The organism is Lacrimispora sp. BS-2, assembly GCF_040207125.1.
In the GTDB taxonomy this organism is placed as follows: Bacteria; Bacillota; Clostridia; order Lachnospirales; family Lachnospiraceae; genus Lacrimispora.
The window spans coordinates 976781-998899 of record NZ_CP157940.1 but is presented as its reverse complement, the minus strand read 5'-3'; the positions used below and the strand labels follow the sequence as shown (position 1 = coordinate 998899).

The 22119-nt window shown below is 47.5% G+C and carries 22 protein-coding genes; 1 reads left to right on the top strand and 21 read right to left on the bottom strand.

What is annotated here, in order from left to right; all coding sequences use genetic code 11:
* Positions 1 to 79: 79 nt before the first annotated feature.
* The 19 genes from cobK to ABFV83_RS04675 all read right to left on the bottom strand — a co-directional run bounded on the left by cobK (position 80) and on the right by ABFV83_RS04675 (position 18140).
* Positions 80 to 1546, bottom strand: a complete 1467-nt coding sequence (cobK, locus tag ABFV83_RS04765) for a precorrin-6A reductase (protein ID WP_349947796.1) — start codon at positions 1544 to 1546, stop codon at positions 80 to 82.
* Positions 1539 to 2279 (bottom strand): precorrin-3B C(17)-methyltransferase, encoded by a 741-nt coding sequence (gene cobJ, locus ABFV83_RS04760; protein ID WP_349948861.1) that lies wholly within the window; start codon positions 2277 to 2279, stop codon positions 1539 to 1541. Before cobJ ends, cobK begins: the two co-directional genes overlap by 8 nt.
* Positions 2279 to 3376 (bottom strand): cobalt-precorrin 5A hydrolase, encoded by a 1098-nt coding sequence (locus ABFV83_RS04755; protein WP_349947795.1) that lies wholly within the window; start codon positions 3374 to 3376, stop codon positions 2279 to 2281. Before ABFV83_RS04755 ends, cobJ begins: the two co-directional genes overlap by 1 nt.
* On the bottom strand, positions 3376 to 4140 hold the full coding sequence (gene cobM, locus ABFV83_RS04750; RefSeq protein ID WP_349947794.1) for a precorrin-4 C(11)-methyltransferase: 765 nt from the start codon (positions 4138 to 4140) through the stop codon (positions 3376 to 3378). The genes ABFV83_RS04755 and cobM overlap by 1 nt, the downstream gene beginning before the upstream one ends.
* Before the next feature lie 2 nt (positions 4141 to 4142).
* A complete protein-coding gene (gene cobI / locus ABFV83_RS04745; RefSeq protein ID WP_349947793.1) occupies positions 4143 to 4820 on the bottom strand; it encodes a precorrin-2 C(20)-methyltransferase in 678 nt (225 codons plus the stop codon).
* Positions 4821 to 4823: 3 nt separating this feature from the next.
* Entirely contained in the window at positions 4824 to 6017 is a 1194-nt protein-coding gene (gene cbiD, locus ABFV83_RS04740) for a cobalt-precorrin-5B (C(1))-methyltransferase CbiD (protein ID WP_349947792.1), read from the bottom strand.
* 139 nt (positions 6018 to 6156) lie between these two features.
* Entirely contained in the window at positions 6157 to 6378 is a 222-nt protein-coding gene (locus ABFV83_RS04735; protein ID WP_349947791.1) for a small, acid-soluble spore protein, alpha/beta type, read from the bottom strand.
* Positions 6379 to 6536: 158 nt separating this feature from the next.
* Positions 6537 to 6725 carry a PspC domain-containing protein gene (locus tag ABFV83_RS04730; protein WP_349947790.1) on the bottom strand — a complete coding sequence of 63 codons (189 nt, stop codon included), beginning with the start codon at positions 6723 to 6725 and terminating at the stop codon, positions 6537 to 6539.
* Between the two features lie 118 nt (positions 6726 to 6843).
* Complete coding sequence (locus ABFV83_RS04725; protein WP_349947789.1) at positions 6844 to 7746, bottom strand: DUF4097 family beta strand repeat-containing protein; 903 nt, start codon at positions 7744 to 7746, stop codon at positions 6844 to 6846.
* Complete coding sequence (locus ABFV83_RS04720) at positions 7743 to 8486, bottom strand: hypothetical protein (RefSeq protein ID WP_349947788.1); 744 nt, start codon at positions 8484 to 8486, stop codon at positions 7743 to 7745. The genes ABFV83_RS04725 and ABFV83_RS04720 overlap by 4 nt, the downstream gene beginning before the upstream one ends.
* Complete coding sequence (locus ABFV83_RS04715) at positions 8483 to 8803, bottom strand: PadR family transcriptional regulator (protein ID WP_349947787.1); 321 nt, start codon at positions 8801 to 8803, stop codon at positions 8483 to 8485. The genes ABFV83_RS04720 and ABFV83_RS04715 overlap by 4 nt, the downstream gene beginning before the upstream one ends.
* 140 nt (positions 8804 to 8943) lie before the next feature.
* On the bottom strand, positions 8944 to 9192 hold the full coding sequence (locus tag ABFV83_RS04710; RefSeq protein ID WP_349947786.1) for a PspC domain-containing protein: 249 nt from the start codon (positions 9190 to 9192) through the stop codon (positions 8944 to 8946).
* Between the two features lie 226 nt (positions 9193 to 9418).
* Positions 9419 to 10459 (bottom strand): TRAP transporter substrate-binding protein, encoded by a 1041-nt coding sequence (locus ABFV83_RS04705; RefSeq protein WP_349947785.1) that lies wholly within the window; start codon positions 10457 to 10459, stop codon positions 9419 to 9421.
* Positions 10460 to 10527: 68 nt separating this feature from the next.
* The gene (locus ABFV83_RS04700) at positions 10528 to 11604 is read right to left on the bottom strand and encodes an ABC transporter substrate-binding protein (RefSeq protein ID WP_349947784.1); all 1077 of its coding nucleotides are present in this window, start codon (positions 11602 to 11604) and stop codon (positions 10528 to 10530) included.
* 28 nt (positions 11605 to 11632) lie between these two features.
* Positions 11633 to 12682 carry an ABC transporter permease gene (locus tag ABFV83_RS04695; RefSeq protein ID WP_349947783.1) on the bottom strand — a complete coding sequence of 350 codons (1050 nt, stop codon included), beginning with the start codon at positions 12680 to 12682 and terminating at the stop codon, positions 11633 to 11635.
* Between the two features lie 2 nt (positions 12683 to 12684).
* Positions 12685 to 14229 carry a sugar ABC transporter ATP-binding protein gene (locus tag ABFV83_RS04690; RefSeq protein WP_349947782.1) on the bottom strand — a complete coding sequence of 515 codons (1545 nt, stop codon included), beginning with the start codon at positions 14227 to 14229 and terminating at the stop codon, positions 12685 to 12687.
* 175 nt (positions 14230 to 14404) lie between these two features.
* Positions 14405 to 15208, bottom strand: coding sequence for a response regulator (locus tag ABFV83_RS04685; protein ID WP_349947781.1), 804 nt, complete (start codon positions 15206 to 15208; stop codon positions 14405 to 14407).
* Positions 15180 to 16697, bottom strand: coding sequence for a sensor histidine kinase (locus ABFV83_RS04680; protein WP_349947780.1), 1518 nt, complete (start codon positions 16695 to 16697; stop codon positions 15180 to 15182). Before ABFV83_RS04680 ends, ABFV83_RS04685 begins: the two co-directional genes overlap by 29 nt.
* A 207-nt stretch (positions 16698 to 16904) precedes the next feature.
* The gene (locus ABFV83_RS04675; protein WP_349947779.1) at positions 16905 to 18140 is read right to left on the bottom strand and encodes a D-alanyl-D-alanine carboxypeptidase family protein; all 1236 of its coding nucleotides are present in this window, start codon (positions 18138 to 18140) and stop codon (positions 16905 to 16907) included.
* 188 nt (positions 18141 to 18328) lie between these two features.
* Between ABFV83_RS04675 and ABFV83_RS04670 the strand changes: the two genes are divergently transcribed.
* A complete protein-coding gene (locus ABFV83_RS04670) occupies positions 18329 to 19738 on the top strand; it encodes a polysaccharide deacetylase family protein (protein WP_349947778.1) in 1410 nt (469 codons plus the stop codon).
* Positions 19739 to 19834: 96 nt separating this feature from the next.
* Here ABFV83_RS04670 and ABFV83_RS04665 read toward each other — a convergent pair whose 3' ends face one another.
* Both ABFV83_RS04665 and ABFV83_RS04660 read right to left on the bottom strand, forming a co-directional pair.
* The gene (locus ABFV83_RS04665) at positions 19835 to 20605 is read right to left on the bottom strand and encodes an acyl-CoA dehydratase activase (protein WP_349947777.1); all 771 of its coding nucleotides are present in this window, start codon (positions 20603 to 20605) and stop codon (positions 19835 to 19837) included.
* A gap of 2 nt (positions 20606 to 20607) precedes the next feature.
* Complete coding sequence (locus ABFV83_RS04660; protein ID WP_349948860.1) at positions 20608 to 21762, bottom strand: double-cubane-cluster-containing anaerobic reductase; 1155 nt, start codon at positions 21760 to 21762, stop codon at positions 20608 to 20610.
* Between the last annotated feature and the right edge of the window lie 357 nt (positions 21763 to 22119).

The window sequence follows — 22119 nt, the reverse complement described above, 5'->3', positions numbered from 1 at the left end:
ATTGCCTCCTAATGTATCAACTGGATATGCCTGCATATCCAGTTGGTTCACAATCGAAAGGTTAAAGAACGTTTTTCTTTCAACCTTGCCTCTCTATTAATACAGCCGACAGCAGATCAAAATCCTGCCCTTCCAGCTCCTCCGGCGTTCCAACGGTTATCCGTTCATCCGGATAGGAAAGCCTCTCTCCTACGGACAGCCTGACCTTCTGAAGTCCCTGCTCCTTAAGAAGACGACACAGGCTTTTCACCGTATTGATTCCGTCCAGCAGGACAAATACCCTGGGATTAAGGGTCAATTCCTTTATGATGTCACAGGTCCGGCCATGAAGGCTCGCAAGCCGCACATCCTCCCAGTCCGTTTTCAGCCGGGAGCACAGGTAGGAAACCGATGATATCCCCGGAAGAACCACCGTGTCAAATTTTTGGCAATATGGTTCCTGGCCCAATGCTTCCACCATCTTTTTGGCCCCGCTGTAAAAGCCTGTATCACCGGAATACAGGATTCCGATTCTAACAAACTCCTCATGCTCCTCAAGCCAGGGCAGGATGTCCCTGCTTGTATAAAAGGGTATTTTAACGGCATGGGGAATTACGGGAGAAATGCCGGAGAGCATCCGCTCTGCCCCGAAAACCGCATCGCATTGCTGCAATTCCTTCCATGCCTTTACGGTCATCTGATCTTCTCCGCCCATACCGGTTCCGATCAGGGATACTTTTCGCTTCTCAGGCTGGGCATAAATCTCCTGCATTGCCTGAGGCTGGAATCTCTCCTCTATATAATCGGATAAAAGCTCCTTTGCAGCCCTGACCGTAATTCCTTCTTCCTTTCCAGGACGTCCGATGACAACTGCCGTTATCCCGCAGTCTGCCGCTGCTTCCATTTTTTCCGGAAAGCCTCCTGCATTTCCCGCTTCTTTTGTCACAAGACAGCGAATATCATACTGTCTTATCATTGCCCGGTTCATCTCGGCTGTAAAAGGGCCTTGCATGGCAATTAAGTGTTTCCCCTTAAATCCCATCTGCTCACAGGCAGAGATTACGGATAGGCCAGGAAGGACTCTGGCAAAAACCCGTTCCTCCCAGGAATCCAGTTCGGTAAAGGAGGAAAGCTCCTTGCTTCCAGTTGTGACAAGAATATTTCCAGGTATTTCATGTAAGGCAAGAATTGCTTCCTTAAGGTCACTGACCCACAGGACCTTTCCTTCCCCCTGTTCTCCTGGCTTCCCCTCATCAGAAGGCTCCCTTACGACCCTTAAGCAGGAAGTTCCTGTCCGTTTGCAGGCGGAGCGTATGTTCTCGCTTGCCACCGTGGCATAGGGGTGGGTGGCATCAAGCACAAGGGTGATGCCGTTTTGTTCTATAAACGTTTCCATCTCATGGGCAGCCATGGGGCTTTCATGAATATGGAGATACTCACTTTCCAAAAGTACCGCTCTTCCATATCCGGTGGCCACACTGACCCATGCGTTTATTTTCTTTTCATGGCAATACTCCGCCAGAATCCGGCCCTCCGTGGTGCCTCCGAAAATTAAAACCTTACACATTTTTGTATCCTCGCGGTGTTACCATTCTGCCATTTATCAACTTTGTCATGGAATTTCCTATATAAACGGTGGTAAACATATCTGTCTGGGTATCTTTTAGTGTCTCCAGGGTCATGACCGCCATTTCTTCCTCTTTCCTGCCAATATTTTTTACAAAGCCGCATATTGTTGACCGGCTTTTATATTCCATTGCGATCTCACAGGCCCGTTTCAAATAACCGGCCCTCTTTTTACTGGAAGGATTATAAAGACAGATGACCATGTCCGCCTGAGCGGAAGACCTAAGCCTGTCTTCAATTAATTCCATGGGGGTGAGCAGATCACTTAAGCTGATCACCGCAAAATCATGGCCCAGAGGAGCGCCCAGAACGGCTCCTCCGCTTAAGGCCGCAGTCACACCGGGTATGATCTCAATCTCAAGGCTCTCCTCTTGCCGGGCCATCTCAAGGATCAATCCGCTCATGCCGTAAACACCTGAATCTCCGCTGCAGACCATTGCCGCGGTTTTTCCTTTTTTTGCTTCATCAATGGCCATCTGGCACCTGTCCTGTTCCCTGCGCATGGGCGTGGTAAGCATTTCCTTATGAGGAAAATGCTCCTTAATCAGATCTATGTATACAGTATACCCTACAATGACCTCACTTTCTTTCAGTGCCTTTATGGCCCTTATGGTCATATCCTCATAGGAACCCGGTCCAATCCCTACCACGTAAAGCTTTCCTGATTTTGTCATCATTTGCCTCCTATTGGATCAAGGGGATATGCCTGCATATCCAACACCCAATCCTTTACAGCTACCGCTGCCGTTACTCCGTCTGCCGCCTGCTTTTTTACCAGAAGTTTGCCGCCACCCAATTCCTTTACACAGGCAAGGGCCGCCCGCTCACATACATTATCAACTCCTGTGACCTGCTTTACAAAGGAAGAGGAAGAAAATTCCCCTTCCGTTTCCTCAAGCACGGCCGCTGAAAAAGTATAAAACGGAATTCCTTTTGCAGCAGCAAACCGGCAGATCCCCTCTTCTTCTTTCTTTATATCAATGCTGGCACATGCGGCCAGTCCTTCCGGAGATAAGTTCCATTCCTTGAAAACCTGGTCAATGATTCTTTCGATGGTCTCAACAGGGACCCCTTTTCTACATCCGATTCCCAGAACCAGAAGCCTTGGAACCAGCTTTAAGGACTCCATAAGGAAATCCTCCTGAGATTCATCCTTTATGGTGATCCAAAGATTTGTTCCCCATACTTTCCCTGGGACAAGCCCTGTAGGAAGCTTTCCTGAAACCGGAAAATCACAGTAAAATCCTACGTTTTCTCCCTTTAAGATGGCGGAGGAGATCATTTTCACCTTTTTTAACTCTGTAATGACCAGCCCCTGCTCCTTGGCAAATAAGTCTACAGCAAAACTGCCATGGATGTCCGTTGCAGTGGTAATCACCGCCTGACCGCCCACCATGCCTGCCAGCCGCTCCGCCAGTTCATTGGCTCCTCCCAGGTGGCCGGACAAAAGAGAAATGGAGAATCTGCCCATATCATCCATGACCACCACAGCCGGGTCCTCTGCCTTACTCCTTAGAAAGGGTGCAATTGCCCGGACAGCAATGCCTGCTGCTCCTATGAACACGATGCCTTCCTTCTGTAAGAATTGTTCCTTTGTCCATTCTGACAGGGAAGTGGAAACAGGGATCATGAGATCCCCTCCAGGGAAGGACTTACAAAGCCCTTCTGATCCATGAACTTCACAGGGCTGCCCGTTTTTTAAAAATTCTTTTAAAAGCTTTACGCCCAGCCTGGCCCCTGCCTCCGTAAAGCAGATGATGGAAAGCTTCATCATTCCTCCCCCGTTCCCTTCCGGTATTCCGTAGTAAAAACCGGGTCATAAAGCTTGGAACGCTGGTAGCAGTTCTGGGCAACCGCATTGCCCACAAGAATCAGGGCCGTCTTCCTTATATTCTCCCGTCTGGCGCTTGCGCTTAAGCTTTCCACCGTACAGAGTATGGTCTTTTCATCCTCCCAGGTGGCCTTGTATACAATGGCGGCAGGCGTATCCGGAAGATACCCGCCTTTTATCAGCTCCTCTGAAAGCTGGTCCAGCATTCCGGTGCTTAAAAAGATCACCATAGTGGCTCCATGGGCTGCAAAGGAAGCGATGGATTCCCGATCCGGCACAGGCGTCCTGCCTGCCATGCGGGTAATGATCACGCTTTGGGTCACACCTGGCAGGGTATATTCCATCTTAAGGGAAGAGGCTGCACCGCAAAAAGAACTGACTCCCGGACATACTTCATATGGGATTCCTCTTTCCGCCAGCTCATCCATCTGCTCCCTGATCGCACCATAAATGCAGGGATCTCCGGTGTGGAGCCTTACCGTCATCTTTCCTTCCCGCTCTGCCTTCTCTATAACAGCAATCACTTCTTCAAGGGTCATTTTAGCACTGTCAAAAACCTGACACCGGTCTTTTCTGTATTCCAGAAGGGCCGGATTTACCAGGGAACCTGCGTAAATGATCACATCCGCCCTGCCAAGCAGTTCCTTGCCCCTAACTGTAATTAAGTCCGGTGCCCCCGGACCTGCTCCTACGATATGTACCATAATTACCTCACAATCACCAAAGAATAATAACCGGCATCCTCTGGAATCTCCTCCAGGGAACCATAGATCCGTTCATCCGCCATTCCACAATTTTCCACCATTATGGCGCCGGCTCCACAGTCTTTTAATTCTCTTTTCACCGCTTCCATCTGTCTGCCTGCCTTCATAAACACTTTTACACCCGGAAGCTTTAAAGCATCTCTTACCTGGTAAGAGGCCGGTATAATATGAAGCTCCTCTGCCCCTGATACAAGAGAGATTCCAAGCCTTGCCGCCACGGCGCAAAAGGATGGGATTCCGCTTTCTAAGCGGGTGTCATAGCCTTCCTTCCAAAGCCGTTCCATAAGGTAAGCGAAGGTGGAATAAATGCTTACATCCCCAAGGGTGATAAATCCCACATCCTCTCCCTTTTCCAGATACTCCATTACCGTCCTTGCCGCCAGATCATGGCTTTCCTTAAGCACATTTTCATCCTTTGTCATGGGCATGTGCAGATAAAGGTATTCCTTTTCTTCAATTTCCGGCACTGCCTGCCTTGCGATCTGATACGCAGTACACTGTTCTTTATTTTTATGGGGAATGGCAATGACTTTTAATTCCCTGATCCTTTTTACCGCCTTTAATGTCATAAGTTCCGGATCTCCCGGTCCTACTCCGATTCCGTACATGATTCCAGCCATTGTTTATTCCTCCTGTTCTTTCCGCCCGGCCGCTGACCCGGAAAACAATCCGATAAGCTCCATTGCTCCCCGGCTCATTCCCAGTATACCGTACATCGTGGAAAATGTCACCACTTCCACCTTTCTCCCTCCTGACCAGAGAGTCATATACCTCTGGATCCTGTCTACAACCTCTTCCATGACAGGTTCTAACATCCCACAGCTTTTAAGGATTCCTGCGGCCTCCTCCGTGGTATTGGCTGCCAAAATCTTATCTTTTAATTCGTCCCTGTCATCGGAGAAAGGGGCAGTGCATTCCCACAATATTTCCATACGGCGGTCTCCATATTTTGAATGGGTATTGGGTACGCCTCCTGCAGTCTTAACCAGTTTCCCTATATGGCCTGCAAACAAGATCTGGTCAAATCCTTCTTCGCCTGCCGCATTTAAAGCTATCTCTATAAAATTGCTGCAGATCACCCCAGCCTTTAGATCAAGGCCAAGGGTTTCCTGAATAAAAGCTTCTCCATAATTTCCCGGAATCAGGATCACCCGCTTTAGCCCTGCCACTGCCCTCATATGTAATTCTAAGCGTATGGTGGCAATCAGCGCCTCTTCGCTCATGGGCTTTACGATTCCTGTTGTCCCCAGTATGGAAAGACCGCCTTCAATTCCCAGCCTGGAATTAAAGGTTTTTTCCGCCAGTTTTTTTCCTTCCGGCATCCAGATGGTGATTGTTAAAGAACCATCAAAGTCCGCTTCTCTCCTGGCTTCCTCCACCCCCCGGAATATCATGTCACGGGGAACCGGGTTAATGGCCGGCATGCCTACAGGACAGGATAATCCCGGCCTTGTTACCCAGCCGATTCCTTCGCCGGCAATGAGGAAAAGAGGGCCTTTCCCCTCCTCTCCGTCCCTGCGGTAGATCCCGGCAGCCTGCTCCACTTCCTTTTCGTCGGAATACTTAACGGCAGCAAACACCATGGCCTGATGCGTCACATCCGGGTCATCCCCTGCATCCTTTTTAACAGCGCATTCTGCTTTATCCTGTTTTATGGCAACATGAAAAACAGGAAGATCAGCCGACCTTCCTTTAGGCATCATAAGCTTCATATGTTGTAATTCACGCCCGGTCAACAGCATGACCGCCGCTGCTTTGGCAGCAACAGCGGCACAGGTTCCCGTAGTGAATCCGCTTCTTAATTCCTTTTTCTCCATCTTCCTGCATCTTTCCTGCCCATGGGTTCCGGGCATCAGGGTGGTACTTACTGGTTGTTTCCTCTGTGAGGTACATTATAAAATATTTTCCCTTTTGGTGCAAGAAAATTCCTGAGTTTTCATTTTCCTCTTTGTTTCCCTATGCTTTTTCATCCGTTGACAGAGCTTCGTTTTTCATTTCTCTTTTTCTTTTTGTAATCAGGCCTCCGATCCGGCCGCTTTCCTTTGCGCTCAGGCTGCGCCATCCGCTCTGTATTACCTTATCACCAAGACCAAGCTCTGTGGCAATCTCAAATTTAAGTACTTCCTCCGGCTTCATATTGCGAGGATCAAATGGTTCGTTTTTCTTTCCCTTTGACATTTTTTTACATCTCCTTTTCTTAAATCTAAAGAGAGTATGCCCCCTGCCAGGAGAATTAAACGTATATTTAATCCAGTATTTTCAAAAGAACAGGCCGCAGCGTAACTCTGGTCCGCTGCAGCCTGTTTTTCCTGCTTTCTGTCTTTGCAAATCTCTTTTTATCTTCTGGGAATGATGATTGCCGCAATAAAATAGGCTACAATGCCTGGGCCTGAGCAGGCCAGCACTGCCCATAAAAGCCGGATCAGGGTAGCATCCACGTTAAAATATTCCGCAACTCCGCCGCATACACCGCAAAGCATTTTGTCTGTATCAGATCGGTATAATTTTTTCTGATTGTCTTCCATTTTTGTATCTCCTTTCTGTCCTTTGACCTGTAAATCCTAAAATTATATTATTATGAAAAGAAGGGTGTTTTCCTGATCAGCGGTTGGGGTTAAAAGCTTAACCTTATCATAAGCCGTATTATACTTCATTCATAAAATCCACCTGGATGGCTCCTGTCTTGCATTCCAGTTCCATATCTTTTCCGGCTCCGTTATCCGTCTGCTTTCTGCCCTTTAAAGCCGCGCTGCCTTCATCTGCGATCTTTACAGCTCCCATACTGCACTTGATATCGTAATTATAATCTTCCTTTTTCCCGGCAAGTTCAAGCCTTATGGCGCCCACCTGGCATTCCGCTTCAATGTCTCCGGAAGTTGTTCCGGAAAACTCCACGGCACCTGCATTGCATTTCACGTAAAGGTCTCCCACGCTGCCACTGTCGATTTTTACGGCGCCCACCTGTGCTTCAATATTCAATTCATCCGCAGACAGAACTCTGGCCATCATGGCCGGGCCGGAACCCTCCCCGTCTAAAAACCGGTTTGAATGAACGGATTTTAATTCAACTTCGGAAAAACGGTAATCCTTTGGTACCTGGACCGTAAAAAGCAGTTCCGGGCCTTCCCTTCTTTCCCAGCCATCATATTCCTGAAGCTCCAGATCACCATTATCTTCGTACAGGTTAAAACAGGTTTTATCCCTGTTGCAGAAAACCTTTACTTCACTTCCCCTGGGACCCTCTACAAAAACAACATTTCCTGACCGTATTACTATATCCAGTTTTTTTACTTCAGGAGAAGAAAAAATTTCCTGGCCTTTTTCTTCCTTATTAGAAACTTCGGGAATGTAAATATCGTCAAAATTTACCCCTTCCCAGAAACCATCCAGGTTAACTCCTGAAATCTCTCTTCTCCACTCAAGGGCTCTTTGGGGTACTATTTCACTTAAACTTCCTCCGAGCACAGCGGATACGGCTGAAATTCCCCCGCCGATCAGGACGCAGACACTTCCGGCGATCAAACATATCTTTACAAACCTCTTCATAAACGACCTCTCCTTCCGTGAAATAATCTGCTAAGGACGTTCACACAGCTCCTGAAAAGAAACGGAAGAAAGCTTCCATAAAAAGCACTGCAGACAGCCAGGGCTATCAGTCCCAGGCCAAGAAGCAAAATTCCCAGCCCTAAAAGCAGGGTTCCGCTTAAGGGATGAATCACCATGGAGACAACACCGGCTAAGATCATACAAACCCCGGCCGCAAGAAAGGCAAAGGTCAGGGCTCCAACTCCAACGACTGCTGCCACAAGGCAGCCAAATATTCCTCCTATCAATCCTGCAAGACCTCCTCCTATTCCCACCAGCATAGGCGAAGCTACAAGAATTAAAATGATCCATAAAACAGTTTTCACCGCCTTATTCCCATCCATGCCCCTTCTTCGCCTGACATGTTTTTTATCCGGTCCTTCGTGACCGTTTTGATTATCATCAGATACCTCAGGAAGATCATACCGCTTTGCCATCTGGTAATTTGGATCTTTAAACCGTTCATCCTGATAACCGGTCTCCGTGAATTCTCCCCCATCCTTTAAATTCCCGGATATGTCCGAGCGGATAATGGCCGCTATGCGCTCAGGGCTTACAAACTCCCTGATTACCTTTTCTTCATTTTCCGGACCTGCTTCTTCCAGGTAATCCCTGTAATATCCGATGGCATCCGCCTTTTCATTATCTGGAATATCCGAAAGCAGATATTCCAGCTCTCTCATAAACTCATCCCTGCTCATATATGTGCCTCCTCAAAAATCCGGGATATCTTCTGGGAGTAGCTTTCCCACTCACCTTTATAGAGATTCAATTGAACCCTTCCCTTTTCCGTAATCCTATAATATCTTCGGTTTCTTCCGTCAAATGCCAGATCATAAACCTCCAGACACTCTTCCTTCTGCAATCTTCGGAGTACCGGATAAAGGGTTGATTCTGAAATCTCAATGACGTTTCTCACGTCTTGCGTGATTTTATAACCATAGGTACCCTCCTGATCCCTTGACACTATCGCAAGGACAATGGCGTCCAATAATGCTGCTCCTGTGTTAAAAACCATGTGCCCACTCCTATCTTTAATTATTGCCCACGTTCTCTGGGCATACAGGTATACCCGAAGGGTGTATCTTTAATTATTGCCCACGCTTTCTGGGCATACAGGTATACCCGAAGGGTGTATTCCTGATACATGAAAGAACCTTATTGTGCTTGATCCTTTGGCGCCTGGGGTATGATGACCGCAGCAATAATGTAGAGAACCAGGCTTCCTCCCACCAGGGAAAATCCCATGAACGAACGGAACAAATGGCGCCATGACTGAAGAAACATCAAAAGAACCCAAATCAGCCTTATCATAACAGGATCCACCTGAAAATATTCTCCAATGCCACCGCATACACCGCAGAGGACTCTGTTCTTTACAGACCGGTACAAACGTTTTGGTTCCACGATTTCCCACCTTCCTTTCTTCTATTGAACTGATATATAATATTGTTTCATTCCCTATATTATATGTCGTATAATATATATTATATGCGATATAATATTACTTGTCAACATCTATTAAAAAATTTTCAACCTCCCCTTCAGAGAAACTAAAAAACGGATGCATTCAAGCAATTCAACTTGAACGCATCCATTATGATTTCCCTATCCTGTTTCCAAAAACAATCCGTCACCGTATCTGGGAGATCCGGTTCACCACATCAATGTATTCGATGCAATACATCTGATAAACCGTCATGGCGGCCGCCCGGAAGCGCACCTGTTCCTTCCCGCTTAACTCCGTGATAACACAGCCGGCCTTTGTCAGCCTCTCCCTGTCACTCTGTTCACGTATCTCCCACAGCCTTCTTTCATACCTGGCGGACTCTTCTGCGCAGGCCGAAATGATTTCCCTGTCCGCCTCGCCTAACTTCTCCCAGGTAGCCTGAGAGGCTAGCTGCATCTCAGGGATCCGGCTGTGGGCATCCAGGGTGATGTACTTCGCCACCTCATAATGCCTCATAGTTTCATAGGAAGGCCAGTTGTTTTCCGCACCATCAATGCTTTTGGTCTCCAGAGCCGCATATACTTCAGAATAAGCCATTGGCACTGCCCTTGCTCCCAGAGCCTCCACCATAGCCGACATCATATCGGAATTGGCAACGCGAATGCGCATTTTTTTCATATCCTCCATACATTCTATGGGACCGGAGGAATTGTAAAAATGCCTGGCGCCTGCATCATACCAGGAAAGAGCCACCAGACCGCTTCCTTTAAGCTCCTCCTTAAATTCCTCTCCGATCTCTCCGTCCAACACCTTCCACATATGGGTTTCATCCCGATACAGATAAGGAAGCTGCAGCACATTAAACTTAGGTTTTATTTCGGTCAGCATCATAACCGAAGCCCGGGCAAAATCGATTCCGCCGTACTGCAGCTGCTCCACCACTTCATTTTCGTTCCCCATTTCACCGCCTGCAAACACATTGATCCTGATCCTTCCGGATGTCTTTTCCTGCACCAGCTCCGCAAATTTTCTTGCACCCTGTACCGTGGGATAATCCTCCGGCTGGTTATCCGCATAGGAAAACACATATTCCGGTGCCTCCTTCCGGCTCCCCATGAAAAGGGCATTCCCCTGATTTATTAATTTCAGGAAAATGAAAAAAAAGCAAGCGGCAGCCACTACAAAAAAGAACCAGGCCACCCTTTTTACAATCTGTTTGTCCATTCCTTCTACCCCCAAAACGCCTCCCCTGGGCACAGAGGAAGCGTTTGATATTTATATGATTTTTTTAATTATGGATTGATGATGCTCTGTACCTCAGAATCATCCACATTTTCAGTATTTACCAGGATAACGCCTGTATCTACAGTCTTTTCTCTAACCTGGTTTCCATCGGACAGCTCAAGAGCTGTTTTTACGCCGTCATATCCCATGTAAAACTGACGCTGTACTACGGAAGACACATCGTATTCGCCGCTGCGGATCATGGTTTCAATTTCCGCAGAGAAATCAAATCCAACCATGGAGATGTCGGTGCGTCCGGTTTCTGTAAGGCCGGTTACAAAGCCTACGGTAGAACCGTTGTTAGGACCAAACACTGCCTTTAAGTTCGGATATGTGGTGATAAAGTCCTGGCAAAAGCCTACTGCCTTGCTGATATCTCCATCGTTCACCTTAATATCGTTGTTTAAAACCTGCCATTTTTCAGGTGCATTATCCTTCCAGTACTCGTTAAAGCCCTTAACGCGGTCATTGATGGTCTGAGAACCGGTGGAGCCAACCTGAATGGCGACCTGAGCATCTTCTGTTTCAGAAACTCCCTGATCTTTCAGTCTGCGGATCAGTTCCTCAGCAGCAACCTTTCCTGCTTCCACGTTGTTGGTCAGAAGAGCTGCGCTGTAGTTTTCACTGTTGATCACCGTATCCACCAGAACTACAGGGATACCTGAATTATACGCTTCTGTAATAGGGGCGTCAAGAGATACACTGTCAAGAGGAGCGATAACGATTCCATCTGCCTGTGCGGATACTGCATTCTGCAGCAGGGTAAGCTGGCCTTCAATATCTGACTCCAGAGCGGTTCCTACTACTACTACGTTACAGCCCAGCTCCTTACCAGCCTGCTCTGCGCCGGCCTGAAGCACGCTCCAGTACTGGTTTCCAAGAACCTTTACAATTACGTAAATGGTTTTCTCGCTCTTTGCTTTTTCGCTCTTGGCTGAATCTTTTGATTCCTCCGTCTTTTCAGCAGCTGCCCCCTGGCTGGATTCTGCTGCCGCGGTGGTAGCGCTGCTTGACTGGCTTCCACAGCCGGTCAGACCGGCAACTGCCATAGCCGCTGCCAACAAAACTGCCGTTACTTTTCTCATTCTTCTTTTCCTCCTGAATTGATTGTTATTATTTTTTCAAGCCAAAAAACCGCTTGATTGCCCCTAAGTCTCCGCTCTTTTTCGCCGTCTGGGATGCCACTGCGATCAGCAGGATAATACCTACGATCATCTGCTGCCAGAACGAATTGACACCGTTTAAGTTCAGTCCGTTCCTGATTACTCCCATCATCAAGGCTCCGATTACTGTATTAAGAATCGTTCCTTCTCCGCCAAGGATAGAGATTCCTCCTAACACGGACGCTGCAATGGCTTCCATCTCATATCCGTTTCCTGCCGTAGGCTGGGCACTGGAAAGACGGGAAGCAACCAGGATTCCGCAGATCGCTGCGGACAAACCGGAAATACAATATGCAAACATACGGGTTTTTACTGCATTAATGCCGGAAAGCTTCGCAGCCTCCAAGTTGGAACCACAGGCATAGATCTGGCGTCCAATCCGCATTTTTGCAAGAACGATCCCTAAAACCAAAGCATATACCAGAGTGATGATAACGCTGTAAGGAAGTCCATCCCCTCCGATCCTTCCGCCGCCCAGAACGTAAAACTGTTTCTGTATGGCTTTAGAAGGAATGTTGGTCGTATACAGGGGCGCACCGTTTACCAGCACGTTTGCCATTCCCCGGTATACCCACTGGGTTGCCAAAGTTGCAACAAAGGGCACAACGCCCAGAATTTCTATAAAAAACCCATTCATAATACCTGTCATAATACCCATGGCCAGGCAAAGCACGATGCATACCACAAGAGGCAGTCCCTGCATCAGAAGTGATACCATAATAATGCCTGACAATGCCATGGAAGCACCGGCGGATAAATCGTTTCCTCCGCAGACCAGACAGAAGGTCAGGCCGCAGCCGATGATGGTATAGGTAACGATCTGCTGCAGAAGGTTCTGCAAATTGGCCGGAGCTAAAAATTTAGCAGGCTGAAGAATCGAAAACAGCACAAACAGTCCCACAAGGATGCATAATGAGTAGATTGCCCGGCGTGTGGCTGCATTTAGCTTGTTGAACGAACCGCCTTTCTTGTCCTGTCCCTTTGCTTTTAAGTTTCCCATCCTTACTCTCCCTTTCTATTACCGCCGCCTGATAGCACCGGCGCCGGTTTTCCTTCTAGTTTGTTATAACCTGCCGCAAGATACAGGATATCTTCCTGAGTAGCGGTCTTTGCATCCAATTCCCCGTTGATCTCTCCCTGATGGATGACCAGAATCCTGTCGCTCATGCCAAGGATTTCCGGCAGCTCCGAAGAAATCATGATGATGGACACTCCCTGGGCGCTCAGCTTGTTAAACAGCTCATACACCTCATACTTGGCTCCTACATCGATTCCTCTTGTTGGCTCGTCAACGATCAGCACCTTTACATCATTGCACAGCCATTTGGCCAAAACTACCTTTTGCTGATTGCCTCCGGAAAGATTCCCGCAAAGCTGATGCACGCTGGGGGTTTTGGTGTGCAGAAGCTCCACATATTTTTCCGCATTCTTAAGCCCTTCCCTGTCATTGATAAATCCATAACGGGTAAGGTTTGGGAGATGGGCCATGTTGGTGTTATATTTGATGTCAAGGCCAAGAGCCAGACCATCCCGCTTCCGGTCCTCCGTTGCATATCCGATCCCATGCTTAATGGCCTGGATCACGGAATTTACCTTGATGGGTTTTCCTTCCAGAGTCAGTTCCATGGAATCCGCCTGATCCGCACCGAAGATGCAGCGCATAAGCTCTGTTCTTCCCGCTCCCACCAGTCCGGAAATTCCAAGGATTTCTCCCTTTCTCACATAAAAATAATCCGCATTCACTTTTGTGCCTCTGCGGACATTTCTGGCCTCGAGAACTATTTCTCCGATGTTACGCTTATATTTAGGATACTTATCCTCCAAGGAACGGCCCACGATCATGTTCACCAGCTCATCCATGGTGATCTCATTAAGATTCCTGGTGCCTATGTACTGACCATCCCTGATGATCGTAACCCGTTCACAGATCTGATTAAGCTCCGCCATTCGGTGGGAAATATAAACCATGCCCACTCCCTTTTCTTTTAAGCGGCGGATGATACCGAACAGCTGCTCGATCTCCTTTTCCGTAAGGGTTGCTGTCGGCTCATCAAGAACCAGTATTTTCGAATTAAAGCTGATCGCTTTTGCAATTTCCACCATCTGCTGCTGGGCAATGCTTAAACTTCCCACATGGGCATAGGTATTTAGTTCAATACCCAGATCATCAAGGATCTTCTTCGCTTCCTCATGCATCTTGCTGTCATCGATGAAAATTCCCTTTTTATGAGCCCTGCCAATGAAGATATTGTCTGCCACACTGAGATGACCGCACATATTAAGCTCCTGCATGATGATGCACACACCAAGCTCATGGGCCTTTGCAACGGAATCTATGACCACCTTATTTCCTTCAATGAATATTTCACCTTCATCTGCCCGGTGTACACCGGATAGAATCTTCATCAGGGTGGATTTACCGGCTCCGTTTTCACCGACAAGCCCTAAAACCTCCCCCTTGTTAACCGACAGATTTACCTTATCGAGAGCCTTGACTCCGGGGAAGCTTTTACTTATCCCTTCCATTCGAAACAGTTCCTGTTTCATGCCCCATCCTCCTCTCTGCTTTGTATACACTTTCTGTGTTTGAATTCATTATACCGGCAGCCCCTGGCAGATTCTATCGTAACTTTTTATCATCCATAGTAGAATTTTGTCTTTTCAGTTAAATGGACATAAAAATACCTGCCACTCTACGGTGACAGGTATTTTTACAATCCGTTTAACTTTGAAGGTCCTTCAGTCTTTCCATTCTGTACTCTGAGGGATTCATCCCTTCCAATCGCTTGAAAACCTTTGTAAAATAATTGGAATCCAGATAGCCTACCCTGGCCCCTACTTCTTTCACGTTTACATTGGGCTGGACCAGAAGCTTTTTGGCTTCCCCGACCCTGTATTCCGCCAGATAGGAGGTAAAGCTCTGTCCAAACTGCAGCTTGAACATCCTGCAAAAATAAGGCTCTGAATATCCCACGGCCCGGGCTGTTTCACTCATGGAGATATCATTCATATAATTGGACCGGATGTATTCCTCCACCATGGATGTCAGCACAGACAAACGGCTTCCGTTAAAATCAGACTCATCGTCCAGGACCTGATGGGCCTTTTCCTCTTCAGCCGGCGCTTCGGCACATTCCTGCTTCTCCTCCCGCTCACCGGCAAGCCGCAGGGCCTCTTCAACCACATTCAAAACCTCTTTCTGGGAATAAGGCTTCAGCAGATATTCCATAGCTCTGATGGAGATCGCCTTTTTTGCATAATCAAAGCGGTCATAGGCTGTCAGAAAAATAAGGCAGCAATCCTTCTTTTGCTTCCTCATGATTTCCGCAGTCTGGATTCCATTCATTCCCGGCATCCCAATATCCAGGATCACCACCTGAATATCCTCCCTTTTAAAAATCTCCACCGCCTCATTTCCGTTCTGCGCTTCAAGAACCTGACACTCCCCTCCGAACTTCTTCTGAAGCATTTTTTTGAGTACAATCCGCTCAATCATCTCATCTTCCACTATCATTAACTGATACATGATCCATCTTATCCCTTCTCCGGCCAAATTCTATCTGTACCACTGTGCCGCTGTTTTCGCCGCTGTCAATGGTTACCTTCCCGTATTCATAATAATAAGAAACCCTTCTGTATATGTTTCCCAGCCCGATTCCAAGCCCGGTCCCCTTTGTTTCAACGGCTCCCCTGATAGCAGCAAGGGTTTCCGGGTCCATTCCCTTTCCCGTATCCGCTACGGATATCCATAAAAGCTCTCCTCTTTTCTCGATCCGTATGTCAATGCTTCCTCCGCTCTCCTTTTCCTGTATGCCGTGGATTACCGCATTTTCCACCAGAGGCTGCAGCATAAAAACCGGAACCTCTTCCTTGTATAAGTCCGTGCTGCAGTGGATTTTCCATTGAATCCGGTCTCCAAAACGCATCTTTTGGATATACATGTAATCCCTGATCACCTTTAACTCCTGTTCAAGCGGCTCAAAGGCACTGGATGTACGGAGGCTGTAACGAAGAAGGTTGCTGATGGCAACCAGCATTTCCTCGGTCACCGGTGCTTCTTCCATCTGCGCCATCCTGGTGATCATGTTCAGCGTATTAAAGAGAAAGTGGGGATTTAACTGGCTTTTGATCAGCTGAAGCTGGGCCATGGAAAACCGTTTCTCAAGCTCTGTCCTTTCCAATTCCTGACGGTACAGCTTTTCTTCCATCATCCGTTTCTCTTCTGTGGCTGTGATATAGTCCCGTGTGGCATGCTTCATCTTGTTGAATGCGCTTACCAGCTGCCCGATCTCATCCCTTCCATCCCAGTGGACGTCAGGGGAAGAAAAATCGTTTTTCTCGATCTTACCTGAAACCGTGGCCAGCTGCACCACTGTTTTTACAATGCTGCCCGTAATAAATCGCAAAAGAAGCATAAGCACAAAAAAAGCGACAATGCTGATGGCAACCAGAATGTAGGGCATGCGCTTAAGCACAGGGATCTGGATCTCGTAGTAATCATTCCCGCCCATTAAAACCACCTTGGTCAGGCGTGTCCCATAATTATCCAGATATTTCTGCATATTGTATGTTATATACAGTTCCTTGATATAGCCAGGGTCATTCTGACTCATTTCCACCACTTTTTCCCGCTGCTTCTCATAGGTATCATAACAATTGATGATGTTCCAGGTGATCCCATAACGCTCTTCCCCGATTTTATCATAATCATAGGGCAGGCTGTTTAAATACATCCTGGTCTCCTGACAGGCTGACTGGTATGCTGCTTTATTTTCCGCAGTATTGTTTGCCAGCAGCTGGGCAAACAATACGCTCTCATTTTTCATGGACTCCTGGAACTTGTAACAGGCCAGGTTGTCATCCATGATAATGCTCACATCGTTTATAAAAATATATGCCACTTTCAGATTGATGAAGATGGAAGCCGCCATAATGATCCCCACACTTCCAATGATCACATACAGCTTCCGCTTCAAAGACATCTGATACCAAAGGGCAAGCAATCGATCTCCCACCTGTGTTCCTCCCCTGATTCGTTTTCTCCCATGCACTAACTAATCTTATCCTTTCCTTGGCCTTCCGTCAATATTTTTACAGAAAGAAGAGAAAACGTCAAGATACATCAGCTCTTTCTTTTAAGCATACGACAAAATACCCTGTAAGCGGTACACAGGTTCTTTTTTGTGTACCGCTTACAGGGCATTGTTTATTCCATGAATATCTTACAGATTAAAGGCCCTCCAAAGGCGCTTAAAGTAATCGGTAAATTTGGCTTCTCTGACTGCCTCGGCAGTTAAGATGGGGACTTCTCCTATCTTTTGCCCTCCAAGGGTGTAAATAAGGTTTCCAGCCTTCTGTCCCTCTTCTACCGGTGCAGAGATGGAAGGTTCCAGTTCCAGCTTCTTTTCTATGGTGGAGAAATCTTCTCCCTTAAGGCTTAAATAAGAAAAGGATCCTCCATATTGCAAGGTCACCTGATCCGTTACTCCGTTATCCACCACCATTTCGGGGAGAGGAAGCATTTCCTTATCTTCATACAGCTTGCAGTTGGCATATCCATAGTTCAAAAGGGTCTGGGCATCGGCAAACCTGACCTTGTAATCCGGAGCCGCCATGATGGAAGCAATGAGGCGTACCCCCTCCTTTTCCGCTGTTGCGGAAAGACAATACTTTGCCACTGATGTGGAGCCGGTCTTTAAACCGGTCACAGTAAAATTCGTAGCCATCTTTAAAAGCTTATTGGTATTGGAAAGGCCGAATTCCTTTGTTCCCTGCTTTGTTACATGGGTAATATTCTCCATCCAGATGGTGGAATAGTTATGAATCTGGGGATATTTGGTAATCAGTTCTCTTGACATAACCGCAATATCCCTGGCCGTTGTCACATGGGTGCCGGATTCGGTAAGTCCGCAGCAATCTTCAAAATGAGTGTTTGTCATCCCAAGTCCTGCCGCCCGTTCATTCATCATCCGAACAAATTCATCTTCTGTTCCTGCTATGTATTCCGCCATGGCTACGGAGGCATCATTCCCTGAAGCGATTACGATGCACTTGATCAGGGTTTCCACCGTCTGTACTTCTCCTTCTTCCAGAAAAACCTGAGAGCCTCCCATGGACTTTGCGTGAGCGCTGGTCACCACTTCATCCGTCAGCTTGATTTTGCCGGAATCAAGCGCATCAAAAATAAGTATCAAGGTCATAATTTTCGTGATGCTGGCAGGACTCCTTTTTTCATCCGCGTTCTTTTCATAGATAATCTGACCGGTTGACGCTTCCATCAAAACGGCGCTGGGTGACTGCAAAGCCGGACCGCCCGACTCATTCACCTTTTTCGCCTCTTCTGCCTGGATAATCATGTCCGAGGCTACCGCCACATCCGGCTCTTGCCCTGCTGCCGGAAAGCATAAACAGAAAAATAGCAGAAGACAGCTTAATATAAATGCCGTAACTCTCTTCATATGATACACGATCCCCTAAAATTCCTTTGTATCATTGTATGGGACTGCTTCCCGTACATATGCCATTTTTTCCAAAAATAATTACCATCTTTTCGTTTCATCTTCTGACAAAGTATGCTATACTTGTACCGGGTATGTTTAAAATCTATCAATACTGCCCCAATACTACAGAATTAAGAGGTTGAGCTATGAACAGACATGATTTTCGTGGACGAAATTCTGGCGGAGGCCGGAACAATACAATGCAGGTTATCCTGATCGTTCTCCTTGGAATTTTAATCGTTACCGTATTGACTCTATGCGGAATTATGATTAACAAAAAGTTAAAATATAAGGCGTTGCCTGCCGATACTTCAGTCGCAGAGCTTCCTTCCGGAGACGGAACACCAGGTTCTTCCCCTGAAGAGGCCACAGAAAGTGAACCATCCAGCGAAGAGAAATTAAAAGCCCTTCTTTCCCAGGCAGAAGCCCTTTCTTTGGAATATGATTATGACGGGGCGATCAGTCTTCTCCAGTCTGACCCGGATTTCAGCACAAGAGAAGAAGTGACTTCTGCAGTTGCCGGTTATAATACCGCCAAGGAAGCCCTGGTACGGTTCAATCCTCAGGATGTCACCCATGTTTTTTTCCATTCCCTTATTATGGATACTTCAAAAGCCTTTGACGGGGATTCAAAACAGGGGGGCTACAACCAGATGATGACCACCAAATCGGAATTTCTTAAAATGATGCAGTCCATGTATGACAAGGGATATGTTCTTGTAAAGATCCATGACCTGGCTTATGAGACGAAAGATGAGAATGGAAATCCAAAATTCGTTTATGGTGATATCATGCTTCCTCCGGGAAAGAAAGCTTTTGTCTTATCACAGGATGATGTGTGCTATTACGAATATATGAAGGACGACGGGTTTGCCACCCGCATGGTCATCGGAGAAGATGGATATCCCACCTGCGAGATGACAATGGCTGACGGCAGCGTTTCTGTTGGCGACTATGATCTGGTACCGATTCTTGAAGACTTTATAAAAACCCATCCCGGCTTTTCCTACAAGGGAGCCCGGGGAATCCTGGCATTTACCGGTTATAACGGGATCCTGGGATATCGGACAGATGAATCCTATAAGACCACCAATCCCAATTATGAAGCAGACCGGGAACAGGCTGCAAAGGTGGCACAGGCCTTAAAGGATCATGGCTGGGAGCTATCCTCCCACAGCTGGGGCCATCGGAATATGGGAACCATATCCATGCAGCATTTTAAGGCGGACAGTGACAAATGGGAACGCAACGTTGAATCCCTGATCGGACCGACAGATATTATCCTCTTCCCCTTTGGAAGCGATATCGGAAGCTGGACTCCTTACACCGATGATAATGAACGTTTTACATATTTAAAATCCCTTGGCTTCCGTTATTTCTGTAACGTAGACGCCAGCAAGCCGACCTGGATGCAGATGGGCACTGACTACTTCCGCCAGGCCCGCAGAAACCTTGACGGATACCGGATGTTTTATTATCCCAACAGCTTAACGGACTTATTTAATGTTCCTGATGTTTTTGATCCGGCAAGACCGACACCGGTTCCTCCAATGTAATCCGTTAAAAACAAAAAACAGAAAACCAGCGTGTCCTGTCAGGCAGGAGACGCTGGTTTTCTGTTTTTAGAAGAGGATGACACCTTAACGAGCCTGTCACCTTTGTTTTTGCCTGCCCCATTCTGCGGCTCCTGCTGCCCCGGCAAAGCGGGATAAAGGAGACGTGAAAACAGGATTTCCCATTTGCAGCTCCAATGCGGCCCGCAGCTTATCAAGGCCGGCCAGGCCGCCTGTCAGCAGGATGGGAGGTTCTGCTTCCAGGCGGGCGGCCAATGATATTGTCCGTGAAACCACAGAATGAACAATGCCTCCCGCTATCTCTTCCCTGCTTTTTCCTTCAGCCAGCAGGGACACGATTTCAGAATCGGCAAAAACCGCACACATACTGCTGAGAGTACAGCTCTTTCCGGCTTCCAGCAATGCAGAAAAGCCGGAAATGTCAACTCCCATGCGGTGGGCCGACATTTCCAGAAAGCGTCCGGTACCCGCAGCACATTTATCATTCATCTGGAAGGACAGTACTTTGCCGCTTTTTACTGAGATCACCTTGGAGTCCTGTCCGCCGATGTCAATGACGGTGCGTACTCCAGGCAGGAGATATTCCGCTCCAAGGGCATGACATGTGATTTCAGTCACCGCTTTGTCTGCAAAATCAATCCCCACCCTTCCGTATCCGGTTGCAACAATATATGCATCTTCCCTGACAGTTCCCGTCTGTTCCAGCAGATCCTCAAGTACCTGGCGCGCCGTTTCCTTAGGGCTCCAGCCAGTTGGCTTTACGCAGAATGAAGCAAAGGCCCCCTCCCGCAGAAGGGCACCTTTGCATGCTGCAGAACCACAATCAATACCTATACTTATCTTTTTCATCCCTACAGCATCTCCACAAATGCACCTGCCCGGGTAGAAAGCTGCCCCATGTCTGCTGTTCCATAATCTGTTTCCAGCTGCAGATAGGGGATGTTCCTTTTCTGCATATGCATTTTAACCGTATGAGCCTCCACTGCATACGGATGACAGGCCTGTAACGTCATTTCCACCACGCCATCCACTCTAAACTGATCACAGAGCCGGTCAAGCAATTCAAAACGGTTGGTATCCGGTGTCATCACCGCACAGCCGATCTGCAGGTAATGATCTGCAATGTTGGTCAAAGGATCCCCTTCCTCTTTACACTGCCGGTCCATCTGCTTGGCACCGGTACAGTTTTCAAAGACTACGACCACTGCGCCCGCATCCTCAATGACCTTTACCACCTTTTCCGTTACACCGCCTATGGGGCATCCGGTGATCAGGATTCGGGGAGCCTGTTCCGATACAGGACGTTCTCCCGCTTCATATGCCTGCCGGATGCTGTTCACTGCGTTTTTAATCTCCGCAATCTTTTCTTCCCAGCTAAACTTAAACTGAGAGCCGAACAAGATTTGAAGCTGTCGCAGGCCGGTGACCGGTGGAGGTGTCATGGTACTTAGCTCGTACAGCTCTTTCAGAACCTTCCGCTCTGCATTGCGCCTGCGGATGGCTTCCCGCAGTTTCTCATCGGTGATGGTAACCTGGAAATCCTTTTCCACCCGCTCTTTAAGCCGCACAAGCTCCGCATACCAGAGCGCTTTTGCCTGGGGCGTGTCCTGCCGTTTGGGCAGTTCTAAGATATGAACGTTTTTTATCTGCCCCAGCAGCTCGTACATCTTTACTTTACCGTCACAGGTGGTTTCTCCTACCACAAGGTCGGAGAAATACATATAAGGACATTTATCCGTGATGGCAAAGCCGTAACTGGATTTAATCAGTGGACATAAGTTGCCCGGAAGGACTTTCTCCGCCTCCGGTATGGTCTCGTCACTGGTGGCACAAAGCCCTACGCTGACCAGATCGGCAGCCATAAAAATTTCCAGAGGAGTATAAGTACAGAACTGCCCGACCACCCCCTTTCCACTATCCTTGATTTTCTTCATTGTCAGAAATCCATTCTGCCTTGCCTGAGCAAAGCTGTCAAATATCTGCGGTAATTCTGTTTTGATCTCCACCATACTCTTTCTCCATTCGTTCATACCATATTTTATTTTCTCACCGGAGAAATTGTTATGGCTCCGGCGATACTGTTTTAAGTATAAGGGCGGGGTAGTTTTACCGTCAAGTTCTTTTCCAGCAGTACAAACACCTGCTCCCAAATGAGGGGAGGAAACTTTCTCCAACAAGATGGAGGAAAAGAGAGAAGTCATTTCTAAAGGATAGAAAAAACAGCCGGACTTTGTTATACTGATGACAGATTTAATTGATAAATACGGAATCAGGCGGTGCTTGTTTGTGTAGCGGCCTCATGGTGCCACTACGAACAAAGTGAGCCATTTGCCCGTGTATGCAGCATTTTACTGAACTTCGGG

What these genes read in the sequence shown, in the direction of transcription:
- ABFV83_RS04685 (WP_349947781.1), bottom strand. Translation starts at nt 15,208, where the DNA reads ATGTATCAGTTAATGATAGTGGAAGATGAGATGATTGAGCGGATTGTA.
- ABFV83_RS04670 (WP_349947778.1), top strand. Translation starts at nt 18,329, where the DNA reads ATGAACAGACATGATTTTCGTGGACGAAATTCTGGCGGAGGCCGGAAC.
- cobI (WP_349947793.1), bottom strand. Translation starts at nt 4,820, where the DNA reads ATGGCTGGAATCATGTACGGAATCGGAGTAGGACCGGGAGATCCGGAA.
- ABFV83_RS04665 (WP_349947777.1), bottom strand. Translation starts at nt 20,605, where the DNA reads ATGAAAAAGATAAGTATAGGTATTGATTGTGGTTCTGCAGCATGCAAA.
- cobK (WP_349947796.1), bottom strand. Translation starts at nt 1,546, where the DNA reads ATGTGTAAGGTTTTAATTTTCGGAGGCACCACGGAGGGCCGGATTCTG.
- ABFV83_RS04715 (WP_349947787.1), bottom strand. Translation starts at nt 8,803, where the DNA reads ATGGTTTTTAACACAGGAGCAGCATTATTGGACGCCATTGTCCTTGCG.
- ABFV83_RS04720 (WP_349947788.1), bottom strand. Translation starts at nt 8,486, where the DNA reads ATGAGCAGGGATGAGTTTATGAGAGAGCTGGAATATCTGCTTTCGGAT.
- ABFV83_RS04705 (WP_349947785.1), bottom strand. Translation starts at nt 10,459, where the DNA reads ATGGACAAACAGATTGTAAAAAGGGTGGCCTGGTTCTTTTTTGTAGTG.
- ABFV83_RS04690 (WP_349947782.1), bottom strand. Translation starts at nt 14,229, where the DNA reads ATGAAACAGGAACTGTTTCGAATGGAAGGGATAAGTAAAAGCTTCCCC.
- cbiD (WP_349947792.1), bottom strand. Translation starts at nt 6,017, where the DNA reads ATGGAGAAAAAGGAATTAAGAAGCGGATTCACTACGGGAACCTGTGCC.
- cobM (WP_349947794.1), bottom strand. Translation starts at nt 4,140, where the DNA reads ATGGTACATATCGTAGGAGCAGGTCCGGGGGCACCGGACTTAATTACA.
- ABFV83_RS04755 (WP_349947795.1), bottom strand. Translation starts at nt 3,376, where the DNA reads ATGAAGCTTTCCATCATCTGCTTTACGGAGGCAGGGGCCAGGCTGGGC.
- ABFV83_RS04700 (WP_349947784.1), bottom strand. Translation starts at nt 11,604, where the DNA reads ATGAGAAAAGTAACGGCAGTTTTGTTGGCAGCGGCTATGGCAGTTGCC.
- ABFV83_RS04725 (WP_349947789.1), bottom strand. Translation starts at nt 7,746, where the DNA reads ATGAAGAGGTTTGTAAAGATATGTTTGATCGCCGGAAGTGTCTGCGTC.
- ABFV83_RS04695 (WP_349947783.1), bottom strand. Translation starts at nt 12,682, where the DNA reads ATGGGAAACTTAAAAGCAAAGGGACAGGACAAGAAAGGCGGTTCGTTC.
- cobJ (WP_349948861.1), bottom strand. Translation starts at nt 2,279, where the DNA reads ATGACAAAATCAGGAAAGCTTTACGTGGTAGGGATTGGACCGGGTTCC.
- ABFV83_RS04735 (WP_349947791.1), bottom strand. Translation starts at nt 6,378, where the DNA reads ATGTCAAAGGGAAAGAAAAACGAACCATTTGATCCTCGCAATATGAAG.
- ABFV83_RS04730 (WP_349947790.1), bottom strand. Translation starts at nt 6,725, where the DNA reads ATGGAAGACAATCAGAAAAAATTATACCGATCTGATACAGACAAAATG.
- ABFV83_RS04675 (WP_349947779.1), bottom strand. Translation starts at nt 18,140, where the DNA reads ATGAAGAGAGTTACGGCATTTATATTAAGCTGTCTTCTGCTATTTTTC.